The organism is Streptomyces sp. WI03-4A (assembly GCF_033792105.1).
Lineage (GTDB): Bacteria > Actinomycetota > Actinomycetes > Streptomycetales > Streptomycetaceae > Streptomyces > Streptomyces collinus_A.
This window is the reverse complement of record NZ_JARAUO010000017.1, coordinates 32,399-50,274: the sequence shown is the minus strand read 5'-3', so window position 1 is coordinate 50,274 and position 17,876 is coordinate 32,399. Positions and strand designations below refer to the sequence as shown.

Below are 17,876 nucleotides of genomic sequence, written 5' to 3'. Positions count from 1 at the left end.
GGGACTCGGGGGACTCGGGGGACAGGAACCGTAGGACAGGAGCCGTCATGACCGACAAGCCGACCGTCAGTGTCCTGGGCACGGGCATCATGGGTGCCGCCATGGCCCGCAACCTCGCCCGCGCCGGACTCGACGTACGGGCCTGGAACCGCACCCGGGAGAAGGCCGAGCCGCTGGCCGCCGACGGGATCCGGGTCACCGGCACGCCCGCCGAGGCCGTCGAGGGCGCCGACGTCGTGCTGACCATGCTGTACGACGGCGGCACCGCCCTGGACGTCATGCGCGAGGCGGCCCCGGCCCTGCGGCCGGGCACCGTGTGGGCGCAGTCCACCACCGCCGGCGTCGAACTCGTCGCCGACCTGGCCGGATTCGCCCGCGAACACGGTCTGGTGTTCTACGACGCGCCGGTCCTGGGCACCCGTCAGCCCGCCGAGGCCGGTGAGCTCGTGGTGCTGGCCGCCGGGCCGGAGGAGGGCAGGGAGACGCTCGCGCCGGTCTTCGACGCGGTCGGCACCCGGACCCTGTGGACCGGCGAGGACGGGGCCGCGGGCAGCGCCAGCCGGCTGAAGCTGGTCGCCAACAGCTGGGTCCTCGCGGCCACCGCGGCGGCCGGCGAGGTGCTGGCCCTGTCCCGGGCCCTCGGCGTGGACCCGCACGACTTCTTCGGCCTCATCGAGGGCGGCCCGCTCGACATGGGATATCTGCGCGCCAAGTCCGCCCTGGTCCTCGACGGGAAGCTGACCCCGGCGTCGTTCGCCGTGTCCACCGCCGAGAAGGACGCCCGGCTCATCGTGCAGGCCGGTGAGCGCAACGGCGTACGGCTCGACGTGGCCGCCGCGACCGCGGAGCGGCTGGCCCGGGCCGCCGCGCAGGGGCACGCCGACGAGGACATGGTCGCCGCCTACTTCGCCAGCTTCGAGGAGCGGCCGGGCGGCGGCCCGGCCTCCACGTGACGTTCCGGGCGCGCGGGAGCACCCTGGAATCACGGACTTCGTGGAGGTGGTCGACATGATGAACACCGTGGTGGGATGGCACGTCGAGATGGAGTTCCACGAGGACGACCAGCACACGCGCGCGGTCGCCCTGGTGCGCTTGCCCGACGGAACCGAGGTGCGCGCCCACGGCGCCGCCAGCCGTCACCGCGTCGACTCCAACCAGCCCCGGGTCGGCGAGGAGATCGCGGGTGCCCGCGCCCTCAACGAACTCGCCATGCAGTTGCTGACCAAGGCGCACGGGGAGATCGACTCGGTGTCCGGACGGACCTCGCACCCGATCAACGTGTGAGGCGCGGCGCCCGGTCATCCGGTGATCCGGTCACCCGGCCGCGCGGTCGAGCGCCGTTCGCACGGCCCGCACCAGCGCCTGCGCCCTCGGGTCCGCCGTCACGCTCGCGCGGAAGCCGTTGGTGACGTAGCCGAAGGCGATCCCGGTCCCCGGGTCGGCGAACGCGAGGGCGCCGCCCCGGCCCGGGTGGCCGAAGGAGCCGGGGGAGAGCAGCGGGGACGCGCTGCCGTGCAGCATGTGACCGAGGCCGAACCGGGTGCCCACGACGAGGACCCGGTCCGGCCCGGCGGACCGCTCGGTGCGGGCCAGTTCCGCGGTCCGCGGGGTGAACAGGCGGGCTCCGCCGTCCACCTCGCCGATGAGCGAGGCGTAGAAGCGGGCGAGCCCGTCGGCGGTGGCGATGCCGTTGGAGGCGGGCAGGGCGGCCGCGCGGTAGGCGGGGTCGTTCTCGTCCGGCAGCGGGGTGATCGCGGCGAACGCGCGCCGGGTGAGCGAGCCGGGGTCGGCGTACGCCTCGGCGACCGCGCGCTTGGGTCGGGTCTTCAGCACCCCGGCCGTCTCGGGCGCCGTCAGCGGGCCGACGCGGCCCACGCGCGCCCGCTCGGTCTCCGGCAGCCCGAGCCACAGATCGGCGCCGACGGGAGCGGCGATCTCGCGGGCGATCCATGCGCCGACCGGACGTCCGGTGACCCGGCGGACCAGCTCGCCGGTGAGCCAGCTGTAGGTCTGCGCGTGGTAGCCGTGGTCCGTGCCGGGCTCCCACACCGGCGCCTGGGCGGCGACGGCGGCCGCGCCGAGGTCCGGGTCGGCCGCCTCGGCCGGGGTCAGCGGCCGGTCCAGTACGGGCACGCCGGCGCGGTGCGCGAGCAGGTCACGGACGAGGGTGCGTTCCTTGCCGGCCGTCTTGTACTCGGGCCAGTACGTGCCGACGGGGGCGTCGAGGTCCAGCTCGCCGCGCTGGTGCAGGAGCAGGAGCGCGGCGGCGGCGACCCCCTTGGTCGCCGAGCGCACGACCTGCGCGGTGCCCCGCTCCCAGGGCTCGGTGCCGTCCACGTCCCGGGTACCGGCCCACAGGTCGACGACTCGGTGCCCGTCCCGGTACACGGTGACGGCCGCGCCGCGCTCACCGAGCAGTTCGAAGTTGGCCGCGAACGCCTCCCCGACCGGCTCGAAGCCCTCGGTCACCGTGCCGTTCACATCCACATCCACGCCTGATCCCTCCACTGACCCCGGACCATGAGTGAAACACGGGTGCGCGGCCTTGGATTCCTCGGCGGGTGGTGACGTCGGCTACGGTCCGGCGGCCTCGGACCCGGGTGCGGCCGCCGGCTCAGCCCAGCAGGATCGTCACGTCGATGTTCCCGCGGGTGGCGTTGGAGTACGGGCACACCTCGTGCGCCGCGTCCACCAGCTTCTCCGCGATCTCCCGGTCCAGGACCGGCAGCGAGACGCTGAGGGCGACGGCGAGGCCGTAGCCGCGGTGCCGGTTGGGGCCGATGCCGACCTTCGCGGCCACCGTGGAGCCGGTCAGGTCGTATCCCGCGCGGTTGCCGACGAGGATCAGCGCGTTGTGGAAGCAGGAGCTGTAGCCGGCCGCGAACAGTTGCTCGGGGTTGGTGCCGTTGCCGTCGCCGCCCAGTTCCGGCGGCATCGCGACCTTCAGCTCGATCTCGCCGTCCTGGCTGGTGACATAGCCGTTCCGGCCCCCGTGGGCGGTGGCCTCGGCGAGGTACATGATCTTCGTCGGACGGGTGTCGACGGCGGTGTCCGCGGTGGCATCGGTCATGGTCGGCCTCCCCCAGGAAAAGTGGCGCACAAATGCATCGCGCACAAGGTACTGGCCGGTATGTCGGCCCGCGCGGGCGGGGGGTGGCAACCACCGGTAACCCCGGGACCCCGTGACCCCGGGCCCCGGGTCGGCGACGGAAAGCCGGGATCAGCGCCGGTCGGCCGCGGGCGGCCGGTCCCAACGCCGGTCGGCCGCCGCGTCCGCGCGCTCGGTGAGCCTCCACAGCTCCGCGCGCAGCAGCTCCGTCTCCCGGCCGCCGAGCCCCGTCGCCGCGAGCAGCGCGCCGGGCACGCGGGCCGCGCGCTCCCTGAGCTGCTCGCCGCGCCCGGTGCACGCGACCAGGACCGACCGTTCGTCGTCCGCCGCGCGCTCCCGGCGCACCAGGCCCGCCCCCTCCAGCCGCTTCAGCAGCGGCGAGACGGTGCCGTAGTCCAGCCGCAGGGCGCCCGCCAGCTCCTTCACGCTGGTCTCCCCGTGCTCCCACAGCACCAGCAGCACGAGGTACTGCGGGTAGGTGAGCCCCAGGTCGTCCAGGAGCGGGCGGTACGCGGCGGTCACGGCGCGCTGGGCCGCGTACAGCGCGAAGCACAGCTGGTCGTCCAGCAGCAGCGACCCGGCGGCGCCGTTGTCGTCTCGGTCGTCTTGACGCGTCACGCGCCCATTGTCACGGACTTCGGGTCGAAGCCGAACGGCAGCTCAAGGCGGTGGGCCCGCATCAGGGTGTCGTCGCCGAGCAGCGCGCCGGTCGGGCCGTCCGCCGCGATCACGCCGTCGCTGAGGACGAGCGAGCGCGGGCACAGCTCCAAGGCGTACGGCAGGTCGTGCGTGACCATGAGGACCGTCACGTCCAGCGAGCGCAGGATGTCGGCGAGTTCGCGCCGGGAGGCCGGGTCCAGGTTGGAGGAGGGCTCGTCCAGGACCAGGATCTCCGGCTCCATGGCGAGCACGGTCGCCACCGCGACCCGGCGTCGCTGGCCGAACGAGAGGTGGTGCGGCGGCCGGTCGGCGAACTCCCGCATCCCGACCCGCTCCAGGGCCGTGCTCACCCGCTCCTGAAGCGCCGCACCCCGGATCCCGGCCGCCGCCGGCCCGAACGCGACGTCCTCGCGCACGGTCGGCATGAACAACTGGTCGTCGGGGTCCTGGAAGACGATGCCGACCTTCTGCCGGATCTCGGCCATGTGCCGCCGGCAGACCGGCAGTCCGGCCACGGTGACCGTGCCGGTACCGCCGCCCAGGATGCCGTTGAGGTGCAGCACGAGGGTGGTCTTGCCCGCGCCGTTCGGGCCGAGCAGCGCGACCCGTTCGCCGCGCTCGACGGAGAAGTCCACGCCGAACAGCGCCTGGTGGCCGTCGGGGTAGGCGAACGCGAGGCCGGAGACCTCCAGGGAAGCAGTACTCACAGAACCCATCCCAGCAGACAGACGACAAGGGCGGCACAGGGGAGGGCGAGGGCGTGGCGCCACTGGGCCCGGGACGCGGTCACCTCGTCGATGACCGGCATCGAACCGGCGTACCCGCGGCTCACCATGGCGAGGTGCACCCGCTCGCCGCGCTCGTAGGACCGGATGAACAGGGCGCCGGCGGACTTGGCGAGCACCCCCCAGTGCCGCACCCCCCGCGCCTCGAAACCGCGCGACTCGCGGGCGATCCGCATCCGGCGCATCTCGTCGGTGATGACGTCCCCGTAGCGGATCATGAACGAGGCGATCTGCACGAGCAGCGGCGGCAGCTTCAGCCGCTGGAGCCCGAGCAGCAGTTCGCGCAACTCCGTGGTGGCGGCCAGGAGCACGGAGGCGGCGACGCCGAGGGTGCCCTTGGCGAGCACGTTCCAGGCACCCCACAGCCCGTTCACGCTCAGCGACAGGCCCAGCACGTGCACCCGCTCGCCCTCCGCCACGAACGGCATGAGCACCGCGAACGCGACGAACGGCACCTCGATCAGCAGCCGCTTGAGCAGGAACGCGGCGGGCACGCGGGCCCGGTGGGCGACGTACCCGAGCAGGCCCGCGTACAGCGCGAACGCCCACATGGCCTCGCGCGGGGTCGAGACGACGACCACCACGAAGGCGAAGGCGGCGGCCAGTTTGGTGTGCGGCGGCAGGGCGTGCACGGGCGAGTGCCCGTGCCGGTAGAGCCGGTGCGCGTGTCCTGCGCCCATGTCAGACGCCCGAGTTCACGGGTGAGACGTCCCGGACGTCCTCGGTGCGCCGCCTGCGCACCGTCCAGAACACCGCGCTGCCCGCGACGACCGTCACGCCGACGCCGATCACGCCCGCGAGGCCGCCGGAGAGGCGCGCGTCGGTGACGTCCTTGACGCCGTAGCCGGCCAGCGGGGAGCCGTCCGAGGCGTGCTTCTCCGCCTTCTTGTCGATGCCCTGGTCGTGCGCGACCTTCTCCAGGCCGTCGGGGCTGGCCGAGGCGTAGAAGCTGACGACGCCGGCGAGCACCAGCGAGGCGGCCAGGCCGGTGAGCCACAGCCCGCGCCGGGAGGTGCGGGCCGCGACGGGAGCCGCCGCGGGCGCGTCCACCAGCTCGCCGTTCACCCGCAGCCTGAGGCGCTGCCGCAGCCCGCGCGCGCCGTGCACCAGGTCGGGGCGGACGGCGACGACGGCGCTCACCGTCAGCGCGGTGATCACGGCCTCACCGATACCGATCAGCACGTGGACGCCGATCATCGCGGTCGCGACCTTGCCGATGGCGACGTCGGTGGTGCCGCCGATCGCGTACATGAGCGTGAAGGCGACGGCCGCGGCCGGCACGGAGACCAGCGCGGCGACGAACGAGGCGACGGTGACCGAGCGCCGTCTGCGGGGCAGCACCGCGAGCAGCGCGCGGAAGACGGCGTACGACACCACCGTCGTGACCAGGGCCATGTCGGTGATGTTCACGCCGAGCGCGGTCAGGCCGCCGTCCGCGAACAGCACGCCCTGCATGAGCAGCACGACCGACACACAGAGCACACCGGTGTAGGGACCGACCAGGATGGCGGCGAGCGCGCCGCCCAGCAGATGGCCGCTGGTGCCGGCCGCCACGGGGAAGTTCAGCATCTGCACGGCGAAGATGAACGCCGCGACGAGACCGGCCAGCGGGGCGGTCCGCTCGTCGAGTTCGCGGCGGGCGCCGCGCAGGCTCACCGCGAGGGCGCCTGCGGCGACCACGCCGGTGACGGCGGAGGTGGGGGCGTCGATGAATCCGTCGGGTACGTGCACCGTACGATTTTAGAGGCTTGTTGCGAACGAATTGCAAGAGAGAGTCGGTCTCGGTGCCGGTCGGCGGTCCACGGCCCCGTGCTCGCCAGGGCACGCCCGGGAATATGTGCGACATTGGAGGGGAAGCGGATGCACAGCTTTCACTTCTGTCACTGAGTGTGAGAGGGCGGTCCGATGTCTGTGGTCGAACAGTACGCGCGCGCCCATATCGTCACCGACGAAGAGGATCCGGGAGCGGTGCCCGTCGTGCTGCGCTGGGACCCCGACACCGACCCCCGGCTGGTCCGGGTCGGCCTTCCCGGGCCGCACGAGTGGGCGTTCTCCCGCGCACTGCTCGAACAGGGACTGCGGGCACCCGCCGCCAGCGGCGACGTACGGGTCTGGCCCTGCGGACGCGTCCAGGCCGTCGTCGAGTTCCACTCCTCCCACGGCGTGGAAGTGGTGCAGTTCGAGTCGAAGACGCTGGTCAGATTTCTGCGCCGGACCTACACGGCGGAGCCGGTCCGCGGCTGAACGGCAGCGCCCGTGAGCGGAACGGCGGCGCCGGCGCGCTCGGCTGATCAGCCGCCGAGCTTCAGCAGGGCCGCCACGATCGGACCGGCCGTGTCACCGCCGTGGCCACCCGCCTCGACCACGCCGGCCGCGGCGAGGTCGCCCCGGTACGCGGTGAGCCAGCCGTTCGGCTTCTTCTGGCCGTCGACCTCGGCGGAGCCCGTCTTGGCGCCGTAGTCCGGGCCTAGGCCCGCCATCGCCTTGGCCGCCGTGCCGTACGCCGCCGTGTACTGCATGACCTCCTTCAGCTGGGACTGCGTCTTCGACGACATGGTGCGCGCGGCCTTCGCCACCGTGCGGTGGTCCACCGAGGGCGCCACCAGGTACGGCTGGCGGAAGACGCCGGACTCCACCGTCGCCGACACCGAGGCCATGTTCAGCGGGTTCATGCGGACCCCGCCCTGCCCGATCAGCGAGGCGCCCATCTGCGCGCCGCTCTGCACCGGCACGGAGCCGTCGAACGTGGGGACGCCGATCGCCCAGTTGTTCAGGCCCAGGCCGTAGACCTGCTGGGCCTCCTTCGTCAGGTCGCTGTTCGACAGCTTCGGCGCGAAGTTGATGAAGGCGTTGTTGCAGGAGGCCCCGAAGCTCAGCTTGAACGAGCCCTTCTTGATCTCCGAGTCGGCGTCGTTGTGGAACGTCCAGCCGGCCAGCTTGTACATCTTGGGGCAGGGGTGCGAGGCGCCGGGCGTGACGAGCTTCTTCTCGAACAGCATCGTCGATGTGATGATCTTCATGGTGGAGCCGGGCGCCAGCGAGCCCTGGAAGGCGGTGTTGAAGCCGTGCCCGCTGTTGGCGACCGCGAGGATCTCACCCGTCGAGGGCCGCATGACGACCACCGAGGCCCGCGGCCGCTTGCCGACCTGCCGTTCGGCGGCGGCCTGGAGGGTCGGGCTCAGCGTGGTCCGCACCGTGCCCGGCGTGCCCTTGCTCAGCTCCACGAGCGTCTTGTCGGACAGCTTGGCCGTCTGCGACGCCTTGCCGCGCACCACGCGCAGCTCGACGCCCGCCTTGCCGCCCGCCGTCTTGCCGAACTTCTCGCGCAGGCCGTCCAGCACGGTGCCCAGCGACGGATAGGTGGCCGTGGTCAGCTCGGCGCCCTCGCGGTCCAGCGCCTTGATCGGCGGAGTGCCGGACTCGCCGGTGACGAGGGTGTCGCCGTCCTTGAGGTCCGGGTGGACCACGGAGGCGTGCCAGTCGACGAGCGGCTTGCCGTCGCTCGCCCGCCGGACCACGGTCAGCGCGCTGCCGTAGGCGAGCGGCTTGCTCAGGTCCCGGTACGACACCGTCGCCTTGACGGAGAACGGCACCTTGGCGCCGGTCGCGGTGCCGGCGGTGAGCGTGACGTCCTTGAGGTGGGCGTCCTTGGCGTAGCCGGTGAGCAGGGAGGTGGCGGCGGACGGGTCGTCGGTGGCGGCGGCGGCCTCGGACACCCTGCCCTTCTGCCAGGCGGTGAGGAAGCGCGTGGTCACCGTGTGGATCTCGGCCGCGGTCGGCGGGCCGGTCTTGACGGTCCTGTGGCCGGAGGCACGATCGTCGGCAGCGGCACCGCCGCCGTAGAGCGCGTAGGCACCGAGGCCGGCGCCGCCGACGACCACGGCGATCATCCCGCCGAGCACGGCGGGTCCGGTCTTCCGTCGCTCGGCGACGCGCCTTCTCTTGCCCACAGCCTCAGTTCCTCCGCGCCTTCCCCAGGGTCCCCGCAGCCCTCACACTCCCCAACGATTCCCCCCACACTAAGGTCCCCGGCTCAGCGGGCCACCTCAGCCCGCACTCCGTAGCAGGCTTGCGACATTCGGCCGGGCCGCCCCCGGGGCCGGGCCGCTCGGCGGTGAGGTCCTGATCAGTGTGTTTGCCGCTGGCCAGGGCTAGCTCATCCGGCTTGGGCCGTCTGGGGGCCGTGATCCTATTTCACCGTGCCCTCGTGAGGGTGCGGCAGACGGGTGGCGGCAGGGGTCGGCGAGGCCGTCACCACGGTGGCGAGGACAGCGACCGCCGTGTGGCTCGAGCTGGACGGGCCAACCTGATCGCCGCGGTGGCCCTGTGGGCCAAGCTCGGTTATGGCTGACGGCCCGGTGGACTTCGCGCCGTGCCGCGCCGAAAGAGCGAGCTGTGTCGAACCAGGAGAAGCATCGCCGCAGGAGCCACGCCCAGCGGGAACGATGAACGGCGCCGGGTTCGGCGTTGACCGGCAGGCCGACATGTCGCCGGCCGTGATCGCACGCCAAACGAGCGCAGAACTTGCCAGGTGTGCAACGGCCATCAAGGCCGATTTGCCTTATCGGGTGAGCCATTATCGACCTTGGGCAGGATGCTTTCACGAGCTTCCCGGGAACCGATGACTACAACCAAATCCCCAGGGACCCCGCGGTGATTCTTGATCGAAACATTGCCCAGCTGATCAGAGGTAATCGCATGATCTCGGGACGAATAGTTGATCACCATCGCGGACTTGCTGCATCCCAGAGAAGCCCACGCTCTGGACCCGCTCACACCTGTTGCCGAGGCGAAACTGTAAGGGCCGGCAGGGTAGCGAGAACTTCCTTCCGCATCGCTACCAGGCCACGCTGACTTGATATGAATCAGCGACCTCTTAGCGTTCCGGGCGCCAGCGATCCGAAGGCCGCAAGAGCTGCCTTCGATATAGGCGATCAGGCGGTATGAACCCTTTCGGACCTCGCCTATTACCTTAGGGGAATGAGATTCGGGTGGAAATTCATCGGCCGTGATGAGTTGCTCTTCAGTCGAGTCGACGGAACCTAGTCGACTCAGGTGCGTAAATCGGTCAGCCGAGGGTCCAGGATCTGCCTTGATCCCTCCCGAAGTGCATGCGGCACATGAAAGCAAAAGGGTAACCCCTAAGGCTATTTTCCGAATTGCCTGCGCCATAGGAGTTACCCTTTCACATGCCGCGATTACTTGTGGTTAATTATTCCGACCACTGGTTTGCATACGCCGATGGGCTTATACACCTCGACTGGTTGCACGTGTGCCCAGCTAAACCCACGTGTCCAGCCACATCCGCGACCGCCACGAGTCGATCGGGATCGCCTGGCCCGTGTACAGGGGCCAGAAGTAGATGAAGTTCCAGGCGATCAGCAGGACCAGGACGCCCGCCGCCGAGGCGCCGATGACGCGGCGGGTGTCGGAGGAGCCCGGTGGGCCGATGACGGCGCCGATCATCATCGCCACCGCAAGGCACAGGAACGGCAGGAAGACGACCGCGTAGAAGAGGAAGATCGTCCGCTCCTGGTACATGAACCAGGGGAGGTAGCCGGCCGCGATGCCGCAGGCGATGGCGCCGGCCCGCCAGTCGCGGCGGAAGGCCCAGCGCCACAGGACGTACAGGACCGCGAAGCAGGCCGCCCACCACAGCAGGGGCGTGCCGATGGCCAGCACCTCACGGGCGCACTTCTGGCCGGCGCCGGCCGGGCAGCCGTCCGCGCCGGGGGAGGGTGACTCGTAGAAGTACGACACCGGGCGGCCCAGCAGGATCCAGCTCCACGGGTTGGACTGGTAGGTGTGCGGGGACGACAGGTGCACGTGGAAGTTGTAGACCTCGTGCTCGTAGTGCCACAGACTGCGCAGCCAGTCCGGCAGGAAGGTCCAGTGGCCGCCCTTGCCGTCGGTCGCCGCCCAGTTGCGGAAGTAGCCGCCGGTGCCGTCGGACGGGGAGAGGATCCAGCCGGTCCAGGACGCGAGGTAGACCGCGATCGTCACCGGGACCGTCGCGAGGAACGTGATGCCCGTGTCGTGCTTCAGCGCGGCCAGGTAGGGGTGCCGGGCGCCGGCCACCTTGCGCGCGCCGACGTCCCACAGCACCGCCATCACGCAGAACGCGACGAGGATGTACAGACCGTTCCACTTGGTGCCGAAGGCCAGGCCCAGCATCAGCCCGGCGCCCCAGCGCCAGGGCCGCCATCCGAACCGGAAGGTGTCGGCCACCCGCTCGTCCGGGCGGACCACGCCGTTCGGCCCGGCGGGCAGCGCCTCGGCCAGTCTGCGCCGTGAGCGGTCCCGGTCGACGACCAGACAGCCGAACGCGGCCACCACGAAGAACATCAGCACGCCGTCGAGCAGCGCGGTCCGGCTCATCACGAAGTGCAGGCCGTCCACCGCCATCAGCGCGCCCGCCAGGCAGCCGAGGAACGTCGAGCGGAAGATGCGGCGGCCGATCCGGCACAGCAGCAGCACGGACAGGGTGCCGAGCAGCGCCGTCATGAACCGCCAGCCGAACGGGTTGAACCCGAACATCAGCTCGCCCAGGCCGATCACGTACTTGCCCACCGGCGGGTGCACGACGTACGCGGCGTCCGCGGGGATCGTGAGATGGCCGTGCGACTGCAGCACGAGGTCGTTGGCGTTCTTGTCCCAGTTGACCTCGAACCCGCGGTGGACGAGCGACCAGGCGTCCTTGGCGTAGTACGTCTCGTCGAATATCACCGCCCGGGGGCTGCCCAGGTTCCAGAACCGCATCACGCCCGCCATCAGCGTGACCAGCAGCGGACCGGCCCAGCCCGACCAGCGCGTGATCCGGTCCGCGAGCACCGGCGGCGCCCCCAGGGCCTGCCACAGGCGCGGGCTCGGCGCCGCGTACGGCGGGACCAGCCGGTCCCGTACGTCGCCGGCGGGCGCGTCCGTGGCGGGCGTGTAGCCGAATCGGCGCAGCCGCTGCTGCCACGGCGTCCGCTGGTCGTGCGGTGCCTGGCCCTGCCGGAGGTCCGTGGAGGACGCGGTACTGGTCACCGCGCCATCGTAGGGAACCGATCTGTGTGAGTCCCGTGCATGGCGGTACCGGTCGGGACACGGCCGCTTTCCGCCCGGCCCGCGAGCGCCTGCGAGGATGGGGGCGTGACTGGAACCCTTGTCCTGGCAGGTACTCCCATCGGCGACATCGCGGACGCGCCGCCCCGGCTGGCCGAGGAGCTGGCGGGCGCCGACGTCGTCGCCGCCGAGGACACGCGGCGGCTGCGCCGGCTCACCCAGGCGCTCGGCGTGTCCCCCAAGGGCCGCGTCGTGTCGTACTTCGAGGGCAACGAGGCCGCCCGCACCCCCGAACTCGTCGAGGAGCTGCTCGGCGGCGCGCGGGTGCTGCTGGTGACCGACGCGGGCATGCCGTCGGTCTCCGACCCCGGCTACCGGCTGGTCGCCGCCGCCGTGGAGAAGGACGTCCGGGTCACCGCGGTCCCCGGCCCGTCGGCCGTGCTCACCGCACTGGCGCTGTCCGGGCTGCCCGTCGACCGGTTCTGCTTCGAGGGCTTCCTGCCGCGCAAGGCCGGCGAACGGCTGTCCCGGCTGCGGGAGGTCGCCGCCGAGCGGCGCACGCTCGTCTACTTCGAGGCCCCGCACCGGCTCGACGACACCCTCGCCGCCATGGCCGAGGTCTTCGGCGCCGACCGGCGGGCCGCCGTGTGCCGCGAGCTGACCAAGACGTACGAGGAGGTCAGGCGGGGCCCGCTGGACGAGCTGGCGCGCTGGGCCGCCGAGGGCGTGCGCGGGGAGATCACCGTCGTCGTCGAGGGCGCCCCCGAGGCCGGGCCCGAGGAGCTCGACGCCGAGGAACTGGTCCGGCGGGTGCGTGTCCGGGAGGAGGCCGGCGAGCGCCGCAAGGAGGCCATCGCGGCGGTGGCGGCGGCGGCCGGGCTGCCCAAGCGGACGGTGTTCGACGCGGTGGTCGCCGCGAAGAAGGAGGGGGCGCTCTGACCGCGCCCAACCCGCGCACACGCCCTCTGAGCAGGACTCTTCTCGGCTGAGCGTGCGCCCCATGGGCGGGCAAAAGGCCGCCTCCGAAGGCAAAGCCAGACCCCTCGCGGAGGGCCGTTTCGGCAAGGAACGTCCAAAACGCCTCCAACACTCGACAGGACTGATGCGTTCGCGTCGGCGGAGGCGTCCACTGGTCGAAGGGACGTATCCGTCCCTCGCCCCAGGGTTCCGGGGGGAACCCGCACGGGGGGCGCTTGTCCAGCGGACAAGAGGAGCTGGCATGAGTGAGATCGCAGGGCGGACCGGCCTTCGCGGCACCGCCGCCGCCGTCGTTCACGAGTCGTACGCGTTCGCCTGCATGCGGTGCGGGCACGGGTGGGAGCAGTCGTACGCCATAGAGCACCACACGGACCTGCACGGACAGCAGTTCGTGACGTACGTGGCCGACGACCGGGTCGTCCCGTCCCCGTTGAGCCGGCCCGCGTGCCAGAACTGCGACGGGCACGTCGTCAGGATCATGCGCGCGGGCCAGGTCTCGTCGGTGCGCGGTGCCGCCGAGCGGCAGCACCGGGTGCCGCAGGCGGGGCCGGTCGAGACCCCGCAGGTGCCGGGACAGTCCACCCCCCAGGTGCCGGAGCGGACCAGGGAACCGCACCACTGGCACCTGTCCGATCTCCTGCACCCGTTCCAGCGCCGCGCGAGCTGAGCGGAGCACCCCGGACGGCAGCACCCCGGACGGGAGTACCCCGCGCGGGCGGGACACCGGCGTTCGAGAGCGTCCCCCTTTCGTAGGATCGGAGCATGCCTTCGAACGCCGGCCGCGCCGCACATAAGGACGACAAGAGCACGGCTCCGCCGCTCCCGGCACCGCTGCGGGTGCCCGTCGCCGACTCCCACACCCATCTCGACATGCAGTCCGGCAGCGTCGAGGAAGGCCTCGCCAAGGCCGCCTCCGTGGGTGTGACGACGGTCGTCCAGGTCGGCTGCGACCTCGCGGGCTCCCGCTGGGCCGCCGAGACCGCCGCGGCGCACGCCGGCGTCCACGCGACCGTCGCCCTTCACCCGAACGAGGCGCCGCGCATCGTCCACGGCGACCCCGACGGCTGGTCGCGGCAGGGCGCGCGCGAACCCGGCGGGGACGCGGCGCTCGACGAGGCCCTCGCCGAGATCGACCGGCTGGCCGCGCTGCCCCAGGTCAAGGGCGTCGGCGAGACCGGCCTCGACCACTTCCGCACCGGCCCCGAGGGCAAGGCGGCCCAGGAGCGGTCGTTCCGCGCCCACATCGAGATCGCCAAGCGGCACGGCAAGACCCTCGTCATCCACGACCGCGACGCCCACGCCGACGTCCTGCGCGTGCTGAAGGAGGAGGGCGCACCTGAGCGCACCGTCTTCCACTGCTACTCCGGCGACGCCGAGATGGCCGAGATCTGCGCCCGCGAGGGCTACTACCTGTCCTTCGCGGGCAACGTCACCTTCAAGAACGCCCAGAACCTCCGGGACGCGCTCGCCGTCGCCCCGCTGGAACTGGTCCTGGTGGAGACCGACGCGCCCTTCCTGACCCCGGCGCCCTACCGCGGCCGGCCCAACGCCCCGTACCTGATCCCCGTCACGGTGCGCGCGATGGCCGCCGTCCGGGGCGTCGACGAGGACGCCCTGGCGACCGCCCTGGGCGCGAACACGGCCCGCGCCTTCGGTTACTGAGGGCGCGTACGGCCCGGCCCCCGGCTCACTGAGGGCGCTGGGCGCGCGTTCGGTGGGCAACTGTGCGTAGTCGAGCCGCTTTGGAGAGTGACCGTCGCTCCGCTAGGTTCTGGGGGCCCGATCCGGACCCCTCTGGCCCCTCTGGAGCGTGTCGGCGTGAGCAAGCCGCAGTTCGAGACGTACGACCCGCACGGCCACGACGCCTCCGTGCACACCGCGGAGACGTTGCCGTACGGGGTGTACCGGGACACGTACCGGCCCGCCTACGAGGCGGAGGCGTACTTCGTCACCGAGCCGGCCATGCCCCTGCCGCGCCAGGTGACGGGCGTGCCCGGGGTGGCGGCGCCGGACGCCGAGACGGTGATCCTCGACCGCGGCGAGCCCACGGTGGCCCCGCACCGGGGTGAACCCACGGTCGTCCTCGACCGCGGGGAGCCCTCGGCCCTCCCGGAGTCCCTGGAGCCCACGGTGGTGCTGGACCGCGGCGAGCCCACGGTGGTGCTGGACTCCGCCCGGGCAGCCGCCGCGGGCGGCCGGGCCGCCCGACGGCGCAGGGCCCGCTCCGCCGAGCGCCCCGAGTCGGCCGTGCGCCGGCTGCTGCCGCAGGCGCTGGTCGTCGCGTTCCTGGCCGGCGGCACCACCGCCTTCGTCGCCAACGACAAGGCCGTCCAGCTGAGCGTCGACGGCAGGCCGCGCACCCTGCACACCTTCGCCGGCGACGTGTCGGAGCTGCTCGCCGAGGAGGGCGTGCGGGTCGGTGAGCACGACATGGTCGCGCCCTCCCGCGACGCCCGTCTCGTCAGCGGCGACGAGGTGTCCGTGCGCTACGGGCGCCCGGTGCGGCTCACGCTGGACGGCGAGCAGCGCGAGGTGTGGACGACGGCGCACACCGTGGACGGGGCGCTGCGGGAGATGGGGGTGCGCGCGGAGGGCGCGTACCTGTCGGCCTCCCGCTCCCGGGGCATCGGACGCGCCGGTCTCGCACTCGACGTGCGCACCGAACGCGCCGTCACGATCATGGCGGACGGCCGCACGCGCACCATCCGCACCAACGCGGCCACCGTCCGCGAGGCCGTCGAGGAGGCCGGCATCACCCTGCACGGCCAGGACACCACCTCCGTGCCGCCGGACAGCTTCCCGCGCGACGGGCAGACGGTGACCGTGCTGCGGGTGATCGGCAGCAGGGAGATCCGCGAGGAGCCGATCCCCTTCGGTGTACGGCGGACCGCCGACCCCACCCTCTTCAAGGGCACCGAGGTCGTCGACCGTCCGGGCCGGCCCGGGCTGCGGCGGGTCACCTACTACCTGCGCACCGTCAACGGAGTACGCGAGAAACCGCGCCGGGAGACGTCCGAGGTGGTGCGCGCACCGCGCAAGCAGCTCGTGCGGGTCGGCACCAAGCCGCGGCCGCACTCCGTGCAGGGCGCCGAGCACCTGGACTGGCGCGGCCTGGCGGCCTGCGAGTCCGGCGGCCGCCCGGACGCCGTGGACCCCTCCGGGACGTACGGCGGGCTGTACCAGTTCGACACGCGTACCTGGCAGAGCCTCGGCGGCAGCGGCCGCCCCCAGGACGCGCCCGCGGAGGAGCAGACCTTCCGCGCCAAGAAGCTCTACGTGCGCCGGGGCGCCACCCCCTGGCCGCACTGCGGGGCACGCCTGCGCGGGTGAGGGGGTCCGCCGGTGGCAGGTCCGCCGGGGGCGTGTCCAGTGGTGGTGGGTCCGCCGGCAGCGTTCGTCCGCCGGTGGTGGGTCCGCGGACCGGCCGCGGTCCCGGGTCGGCTCGGGCCGCTCCCGCGGTGAGCGCCGGACGGAGGGCCCCCGGCGGCCCCGTACCCTTGTCCCGTGACCAGCCCCACCCCCGACGCCCTCCTCGGCCCCGCCGACATCCGCGAGCTCGCGGCCGCACTCGGTGTCCGCCCCACCAAGCAGCGCGGTCAGAACTTCGTCATCGACGCCAACACGGTCCGCCGGATCGTCCGCACCGCCGGGGTCCGCCCCGACGACGTGGTCGTCGAGGTCGGCCCGGGCCTCGGCTCCCTCACGCTCGCCCTGCTGGAGGCCGCCGACCGGGTCACCGCCGTCGAGATCGACGACGTGCTGGCCGCCGCGCTGCCCGCCACCATCGCCGCCCGGATGCCCGAGCGCGCCGACCGGTTCGCGCTGGTCCACTCCGACGCGATGCACGTCGCCGAGCTGCCCGGCCCCGCGCCCACGGCCCTGGTGGCGAACCTGCCGTACAACGTGGCCGTACCGGTGCTGCTGCACATGCTCGACACCTTCCCCGGCATCGAGCGGACGCTCGTGATGGTGCAGGCCGAGGTCGCCGACCGGCTGGCCGCCGCGCCAGGCTCGAAGGTGTACGGCGTCCCGTCCGTGAAGGCCAACTGGTACGCCGAGGTGAAGCGGGCCGGGGCCATCGGGCGCAACGTCTTCTGGCCCGCGCCGAACGTCGACAGCGGCCTGGTCTCGCTCGTCCGGCGGACCGAGCCGGTCAAGACGACGGCCGCCAAGGCCGAGGTCTTCGCGGTCGTCGACGCGGCGTTCGCGCAGCGCCGCAAGACCCTGCGGGCGGCCCTCGCCGGCTGGGCCGGGTCCGCTGCCGCCGCCGAGGCCGCCCTCGTTGCCGCCGGGGTCTCCCCGCAGGCGCGCGGCGAGTCACTGACGGTGGAGGAGTTCGCTCGGATCGCCGAGCAGAGGGAGGCGGGCAAGTGAGCGTGACGGTGCGGGTGCCGGCGAAGGTGAACGTGCAGCTCGCGGTGGGCGCCGCCCGCCCCGACGGGTTCCACGACCTCGCCAACGTGTTCCTCGCGGTCGGCCTGTACGACGAGGTCACCGTCACCCCGGCGGACGAGCTCCGCGTCACCTGCGAGGGGCCGGACGCCGACCAGGTCCCGCTGGACCGCACCAACCTCGCCGCGCGCGCGGCGATCGCGCTCGCCGAACGCCGGGGCATCGAACCGGCCGTGCACCTGCACATCACCAAGGACATCCCGGTCGCCGGCGGCATGGCGGGCGGCAGCGCGGACGGCGCGGGCGCCCTGCTCGCCTGCGACGCGCTGTGGGGCACCGGCGCCTCACGCGCCGAGCTGCTCGCCATCTGCGCCGAGCTGGGCAGCGACGTGCCGTTCAGCCTGGTGGGCGGGGCCGCCCTCGGCACCGGGCGCGGCGAACGGCTGACCGCCCTCGAGGTCGGCGGCACCTTCCACTGGGTGTTCGCGATGGCCGGGCGCGGACTGTCCACCCCGGCGGTCTTCCGGGAGTTCGACCGGATGGCCGAGGGCCGCGAGATCCCGGAGCCCGAGGCCTCGGCCGAGCTGCTGGACGCACTGGCGAAGGGTGACCCGGACGCGCTGGCCGCCACGGTCTCCAACGACCTCCAGCCCGCCGCGCTCTCCCTCTTCCCGGAACTCGCCGACACCCTGGCCGCGGGCCGCGACGCGGGCGCCCTGACCGCGCTCGTCTCCGGTTCGGGCCCCACCACGGCCTTCCTCGCCCGCGACCCCGAGTCCGCCGCGAAGATCGCCGACGCCCTGCGCACCTCCGGCACCTGCCGCACGGTCCGCACGGCCACGGCACCCGCACCGGGCGCGACGGTGACCGCGGGCCCGGCCGAGCGCGCCGGCGGCGTCTGACCT

17 protein-coding genes are annotated in these 17,876 nt (G+C 72.7%); 9 read left to right on the top strand and 8 right to left on the bottom strand.

Annotation, left to right across the window (positions count from 1 at the left end; genetic code table 11):
* Positions 1-47: 47 nt before the first annotated feature.
* Both PV343_RS19010 and PV343_RS19005 read left to right on the top strand, forming a co-directional pair.
* Positions 48-953 carry an NAD(P)-dependent oxidoreductase gene (locus tag PV343_RS19010; protein ID WP_319148129.1) on the top strand — a complete coding sequence of 302 codons (906 nt, stop codon included), beginning with the start codon at positions 48-50 and terminating at the stop codon, positions 951-953.
* Positions 954-1,008: 55 nt separating this feature from the next.
* Positions 1,009-1,284 carry a DUF1876 domain-containing protein gene (locus PV343_RS19005; RefSeq protein WP_319148128.1) on the top strand — a complete coding sequence of 92 codons (276 nt, stop codon included), beginning with the start codon at positions 1,009-1,011 and terminating at the stop codon, positions 1,282-1,284.
* 30 nt (positions 1,285-1,314) lie between these two features.
* On the opposite strand, the gene PV343_RS19000 is transcribed toward PV343_RS19005, so the two are convergent.
* From PV343_RS19000 to PV343_RS18975, 6 genes are all read right to left on the bottom strand, one after another.
* A complete protein-coding gene (locus tag PV343_RS19000) occupies positions 1,315-2,487 on the bottom strand; it encodes a serine hydrolase domain-containing protein (RefSeq protein WP_319148221.1) in 1,173 nt (390 codons plus the stop codon).
* 127 nt (positions 2,488-2,614) lie between these two features.
* Positions 2,615-3,070, bottom strand: a complete 456-nt coding sequence (locus PV343_RS18995; protein ID WP_319148127.1) for an organic hydroperoxide resistance protein — start codon at positions 3,068-3,070, stop codon at positions 2,615-2,617.
* A 150-nt stretch (positions 3,071-3,220) separates the two neighbouring features.
* Positions 3,221-3,727 (bottom strand): MarR family winged helix-turn-helix transcriptional regulator, encoded by a 507-nt coding sequence (locus PV343_RS18990; RefSeq protein WP_319148126.1) that lies wholly within the window; start codon positions 3,725-3,727, stop codon positions 3,221-3,223.
* Positions 3,724-4,485 carry an ABC transporter ATP-binding protein gene (locus PV343_RS18985; protein WP_319148125.1) on the bottom strand — a complete coding sequence of 254 codons (762 nt, stop codon included), beginning with the start codon at positions 4,483-4,485 and terminating at the stop codon, positions 3,724-3,726. Before PV343_RS18985 ends, PV343_RS18990 begins: the two co-directional genes overlap by 4 nt.
* Complete coding sequence (cbiQ, locus tag PV343_RS18980; protein WP_319148123.1) at positions 4,473-5,234, bottom strand: cobalt ECF transporter T component CbiQ; 762 nt, start codon at positions 5,232-5,234, stop codon at positions 4,473-4,475. Before cbiQ ends, PV343_RS18985 begins: the two co-directional genes overlap by 13 nt.
* Before the next feature lies 1 nt (position 5,235).
* Positions 5,236-6,285, bottom strand: coding sequence for an energy-coupling factor ABC transporter permease (locus PV343_RS18975; protein WP_319148122.1), 1,050 nt, complete (start codon positions 6,283-6,285; stop codon positions 5,236-5,238).
* 174 nt (positions 6,286-6,459) lie between these two features.
* Between PV343_RS18975 and PV343_RS18970 the strand changes: the two genes are divergently transcribed.
* Positions 6,460-6,798 carry an SsgA family sporulation/cell division regulator gene (locus tag PV343_RS18970; RefSeq protein WP_133921640.1) on the top strand — a complete coding sequence of 113 codons (339 nt, stop codon included), beginning with the start codon at positions 6,460-6,462 and terminating at the stop codon, positions 6,796-6,798.
* Positions 6,799-6,845: 47 nt separating this feature from the next.
* Here PV343_RS18970 and PV343_RS18965 read toward each other — a convergent pair whose 3' ends face one another.
* On the bottom strand, positions 6,846-8,504 hold the full coding sequence (locus tag PV343_RS18965; RefSeq protein ID WP_319148120.1) for a penicillin-binding transpeptidase domain-containing protein: 1,659 nt from the start codon (positions 8,502-8,504) through the stop codon (positions 6,846-6,848).
* A gap of 1,330 nt (positions 8,505-9,834) precedes the next feature.
* The gene (locus PV343_RS18960; RefSeq protein ID WP_319148118.1) at positions 9,835-11,583 is read right to left on the bottom strand and encodes a dolichyl-phosphate-mannose--protein mannosyltransferase; all 1,749 of its coding nucleotides are present in this window, start codon (positions 11,581-11,583) and stop codon (positions 9,835-9,837) included.
* Positions 11,584-11,688: 105 nt separating this feature from the next.
* Between PV343_RS18960 and rsmI the strand changes: the two genes are divergently transcribed.
* The 6 genes from rsmI (at position 11,689) to PV343_RS18930 (ending at position 17,873) form a co-directional block, all read left to right on the top strand.
* The gene (gene rsmI / locus PV343_RS18955; RefSeq protein ID WP_020940555.1) at positions 11,689-12,540 is read left to right on the top strand and encodes a 16S rRNA (cytidine(1402)-2'-O)-methyltransferase; all 852 of its coding nucleotides are present in this window, start codon (positions 11,689-11,691) and stop codon (positions 12,538-12,540) included.
* Positions 12,541-12,820: 280 nt separating this feature from the next.
* Entirely contained in the window at positions 12,821-13,246 is a 426-nt protein-coding gene (locus PV343_RS18950) for a hypothetical protein (RefSeq protein ID WP_319148117.1), read from the top strand.
* Positions 13,247-13,341: 95 nt separating this feature from the next.
* Positions 13,342-14,241 (top strand): TatD family hydrolase, encoded by a 900-nt coding sequence (locus tag PV343_RS18945; protein ID WP_319148116.1) that lies wholly within the window; start codon positions 13,342-13,344, stop codon positions 14,239-14,241.
* 156 nt (positions 14,242-14,397) lie between these two features.
* Positions 14,398-15,909: a ubiquitin-like domain-containing protein gene (locus PV343_RS18940; protein ID WP_388236491.1), complete on the top strand. Its 1,512-nt coding sequence runs from the start codon at positions 14,398-14,400 to the stop codon at positions 15,907-15,909.
* A gap of 174 nt (positions 15,910-16,083) precedes the next feature.
* The gene (rsmA, locus tag PV343_RS18935; RefSeq protein WP_319148114.1) at positions 16,084-16,953 is read left to right on the top strand and encodes a 16S rRNA (adenine(1518)-N(6)/adenine(1519)-N(6))-dimethyltransferase RsmA; all 870 of its coding nucleotides are present in this window, start codon (positions 16,084-16,086) and stop codon (positions 16,951-16,953) included.
* Positions 16,950-17,873 carry a 4-(cytidine 5'-diphospho)-2-C-methyl-D-erythritol kinase gene (locus PV343_RS18930; RefSeq protein ID WP_319148113.1) on the top strand — a complete coding sequence of 308 codons (924 nt, stop codon included), beginning with the start codon at positions 16,950-16,952 and terminating at the stop codon, positions 17,871-17,873. The genes rsmA and PV343_RS18930 overlap by 4 nt, the downstream gene beginning before the upstream one ends.
* The last annotated feature ends 3 nt before the right edge of the window (positions 17,874-17,876 follow it).

What these genes read in the sequence shown, in the direction of transcription:
- PV343_RS18945 (WP_319148116.1), top strand. Translation starts at nt 13,342, where the DNA reads ATGCCTTCGAACGCCGGCCGCGCCGCACATAAGGACGACAAGAGCACG.
- PV343_RS18995 (WP_319148127.1), bottom strand. Translation starts at nt 3,070, where the DNA reads ATGACCGATGCCACCGCGGACACCGCCGTCGACACCCGTCCGACGAAG.
- PV343_RS19005 (WP_319148128.1), top strand. Translation starts at nt 1,009, where the DNA reads ATGATGAACACCGTGGTGGGATGGCACGTCGAGATGGAGTTCCACGAG.
- cbiQ (WP_319148123.1), bottom strand. Translation starts at nt 5,234, where the DNA reads ATGGGCGCAGGACACGCGCACCGGCTCTACCGGCACGGGCACTCGCCC.
- PV343_RS18970 (WP_133921640.1), top strand. Translation starts at nt 6,460, where the DNA reads ATGTCTGTGGTCGAACAGTACGCGCGCGCCCATATCGTCACCGACGAA.
- PV343_RS19010 (WP_319148129.1), top strand. Translation starts at nt 48, where the DNA reads ATGACCGACAAGCCGACCGTCAGTGTCCTGGGCACGGGCATCATGGGT.
- PV343_RS18950 (WP_319148117.1), top strand. Translation starts at nt 12,821, where the DNA reads ATGAGTGAGATCGCAGGGCGGACCGGCCTTCGCGGCACCGCCGCCGCC.
- PV343_RS18985 (WP_319148125.1), bottom strand. Translation starts at nt 4,485, where the DNA reads ATGGGTTCTGTGAGTACTGCTTCCCTGGAGGTCTCCGGCCTCGCGTTC.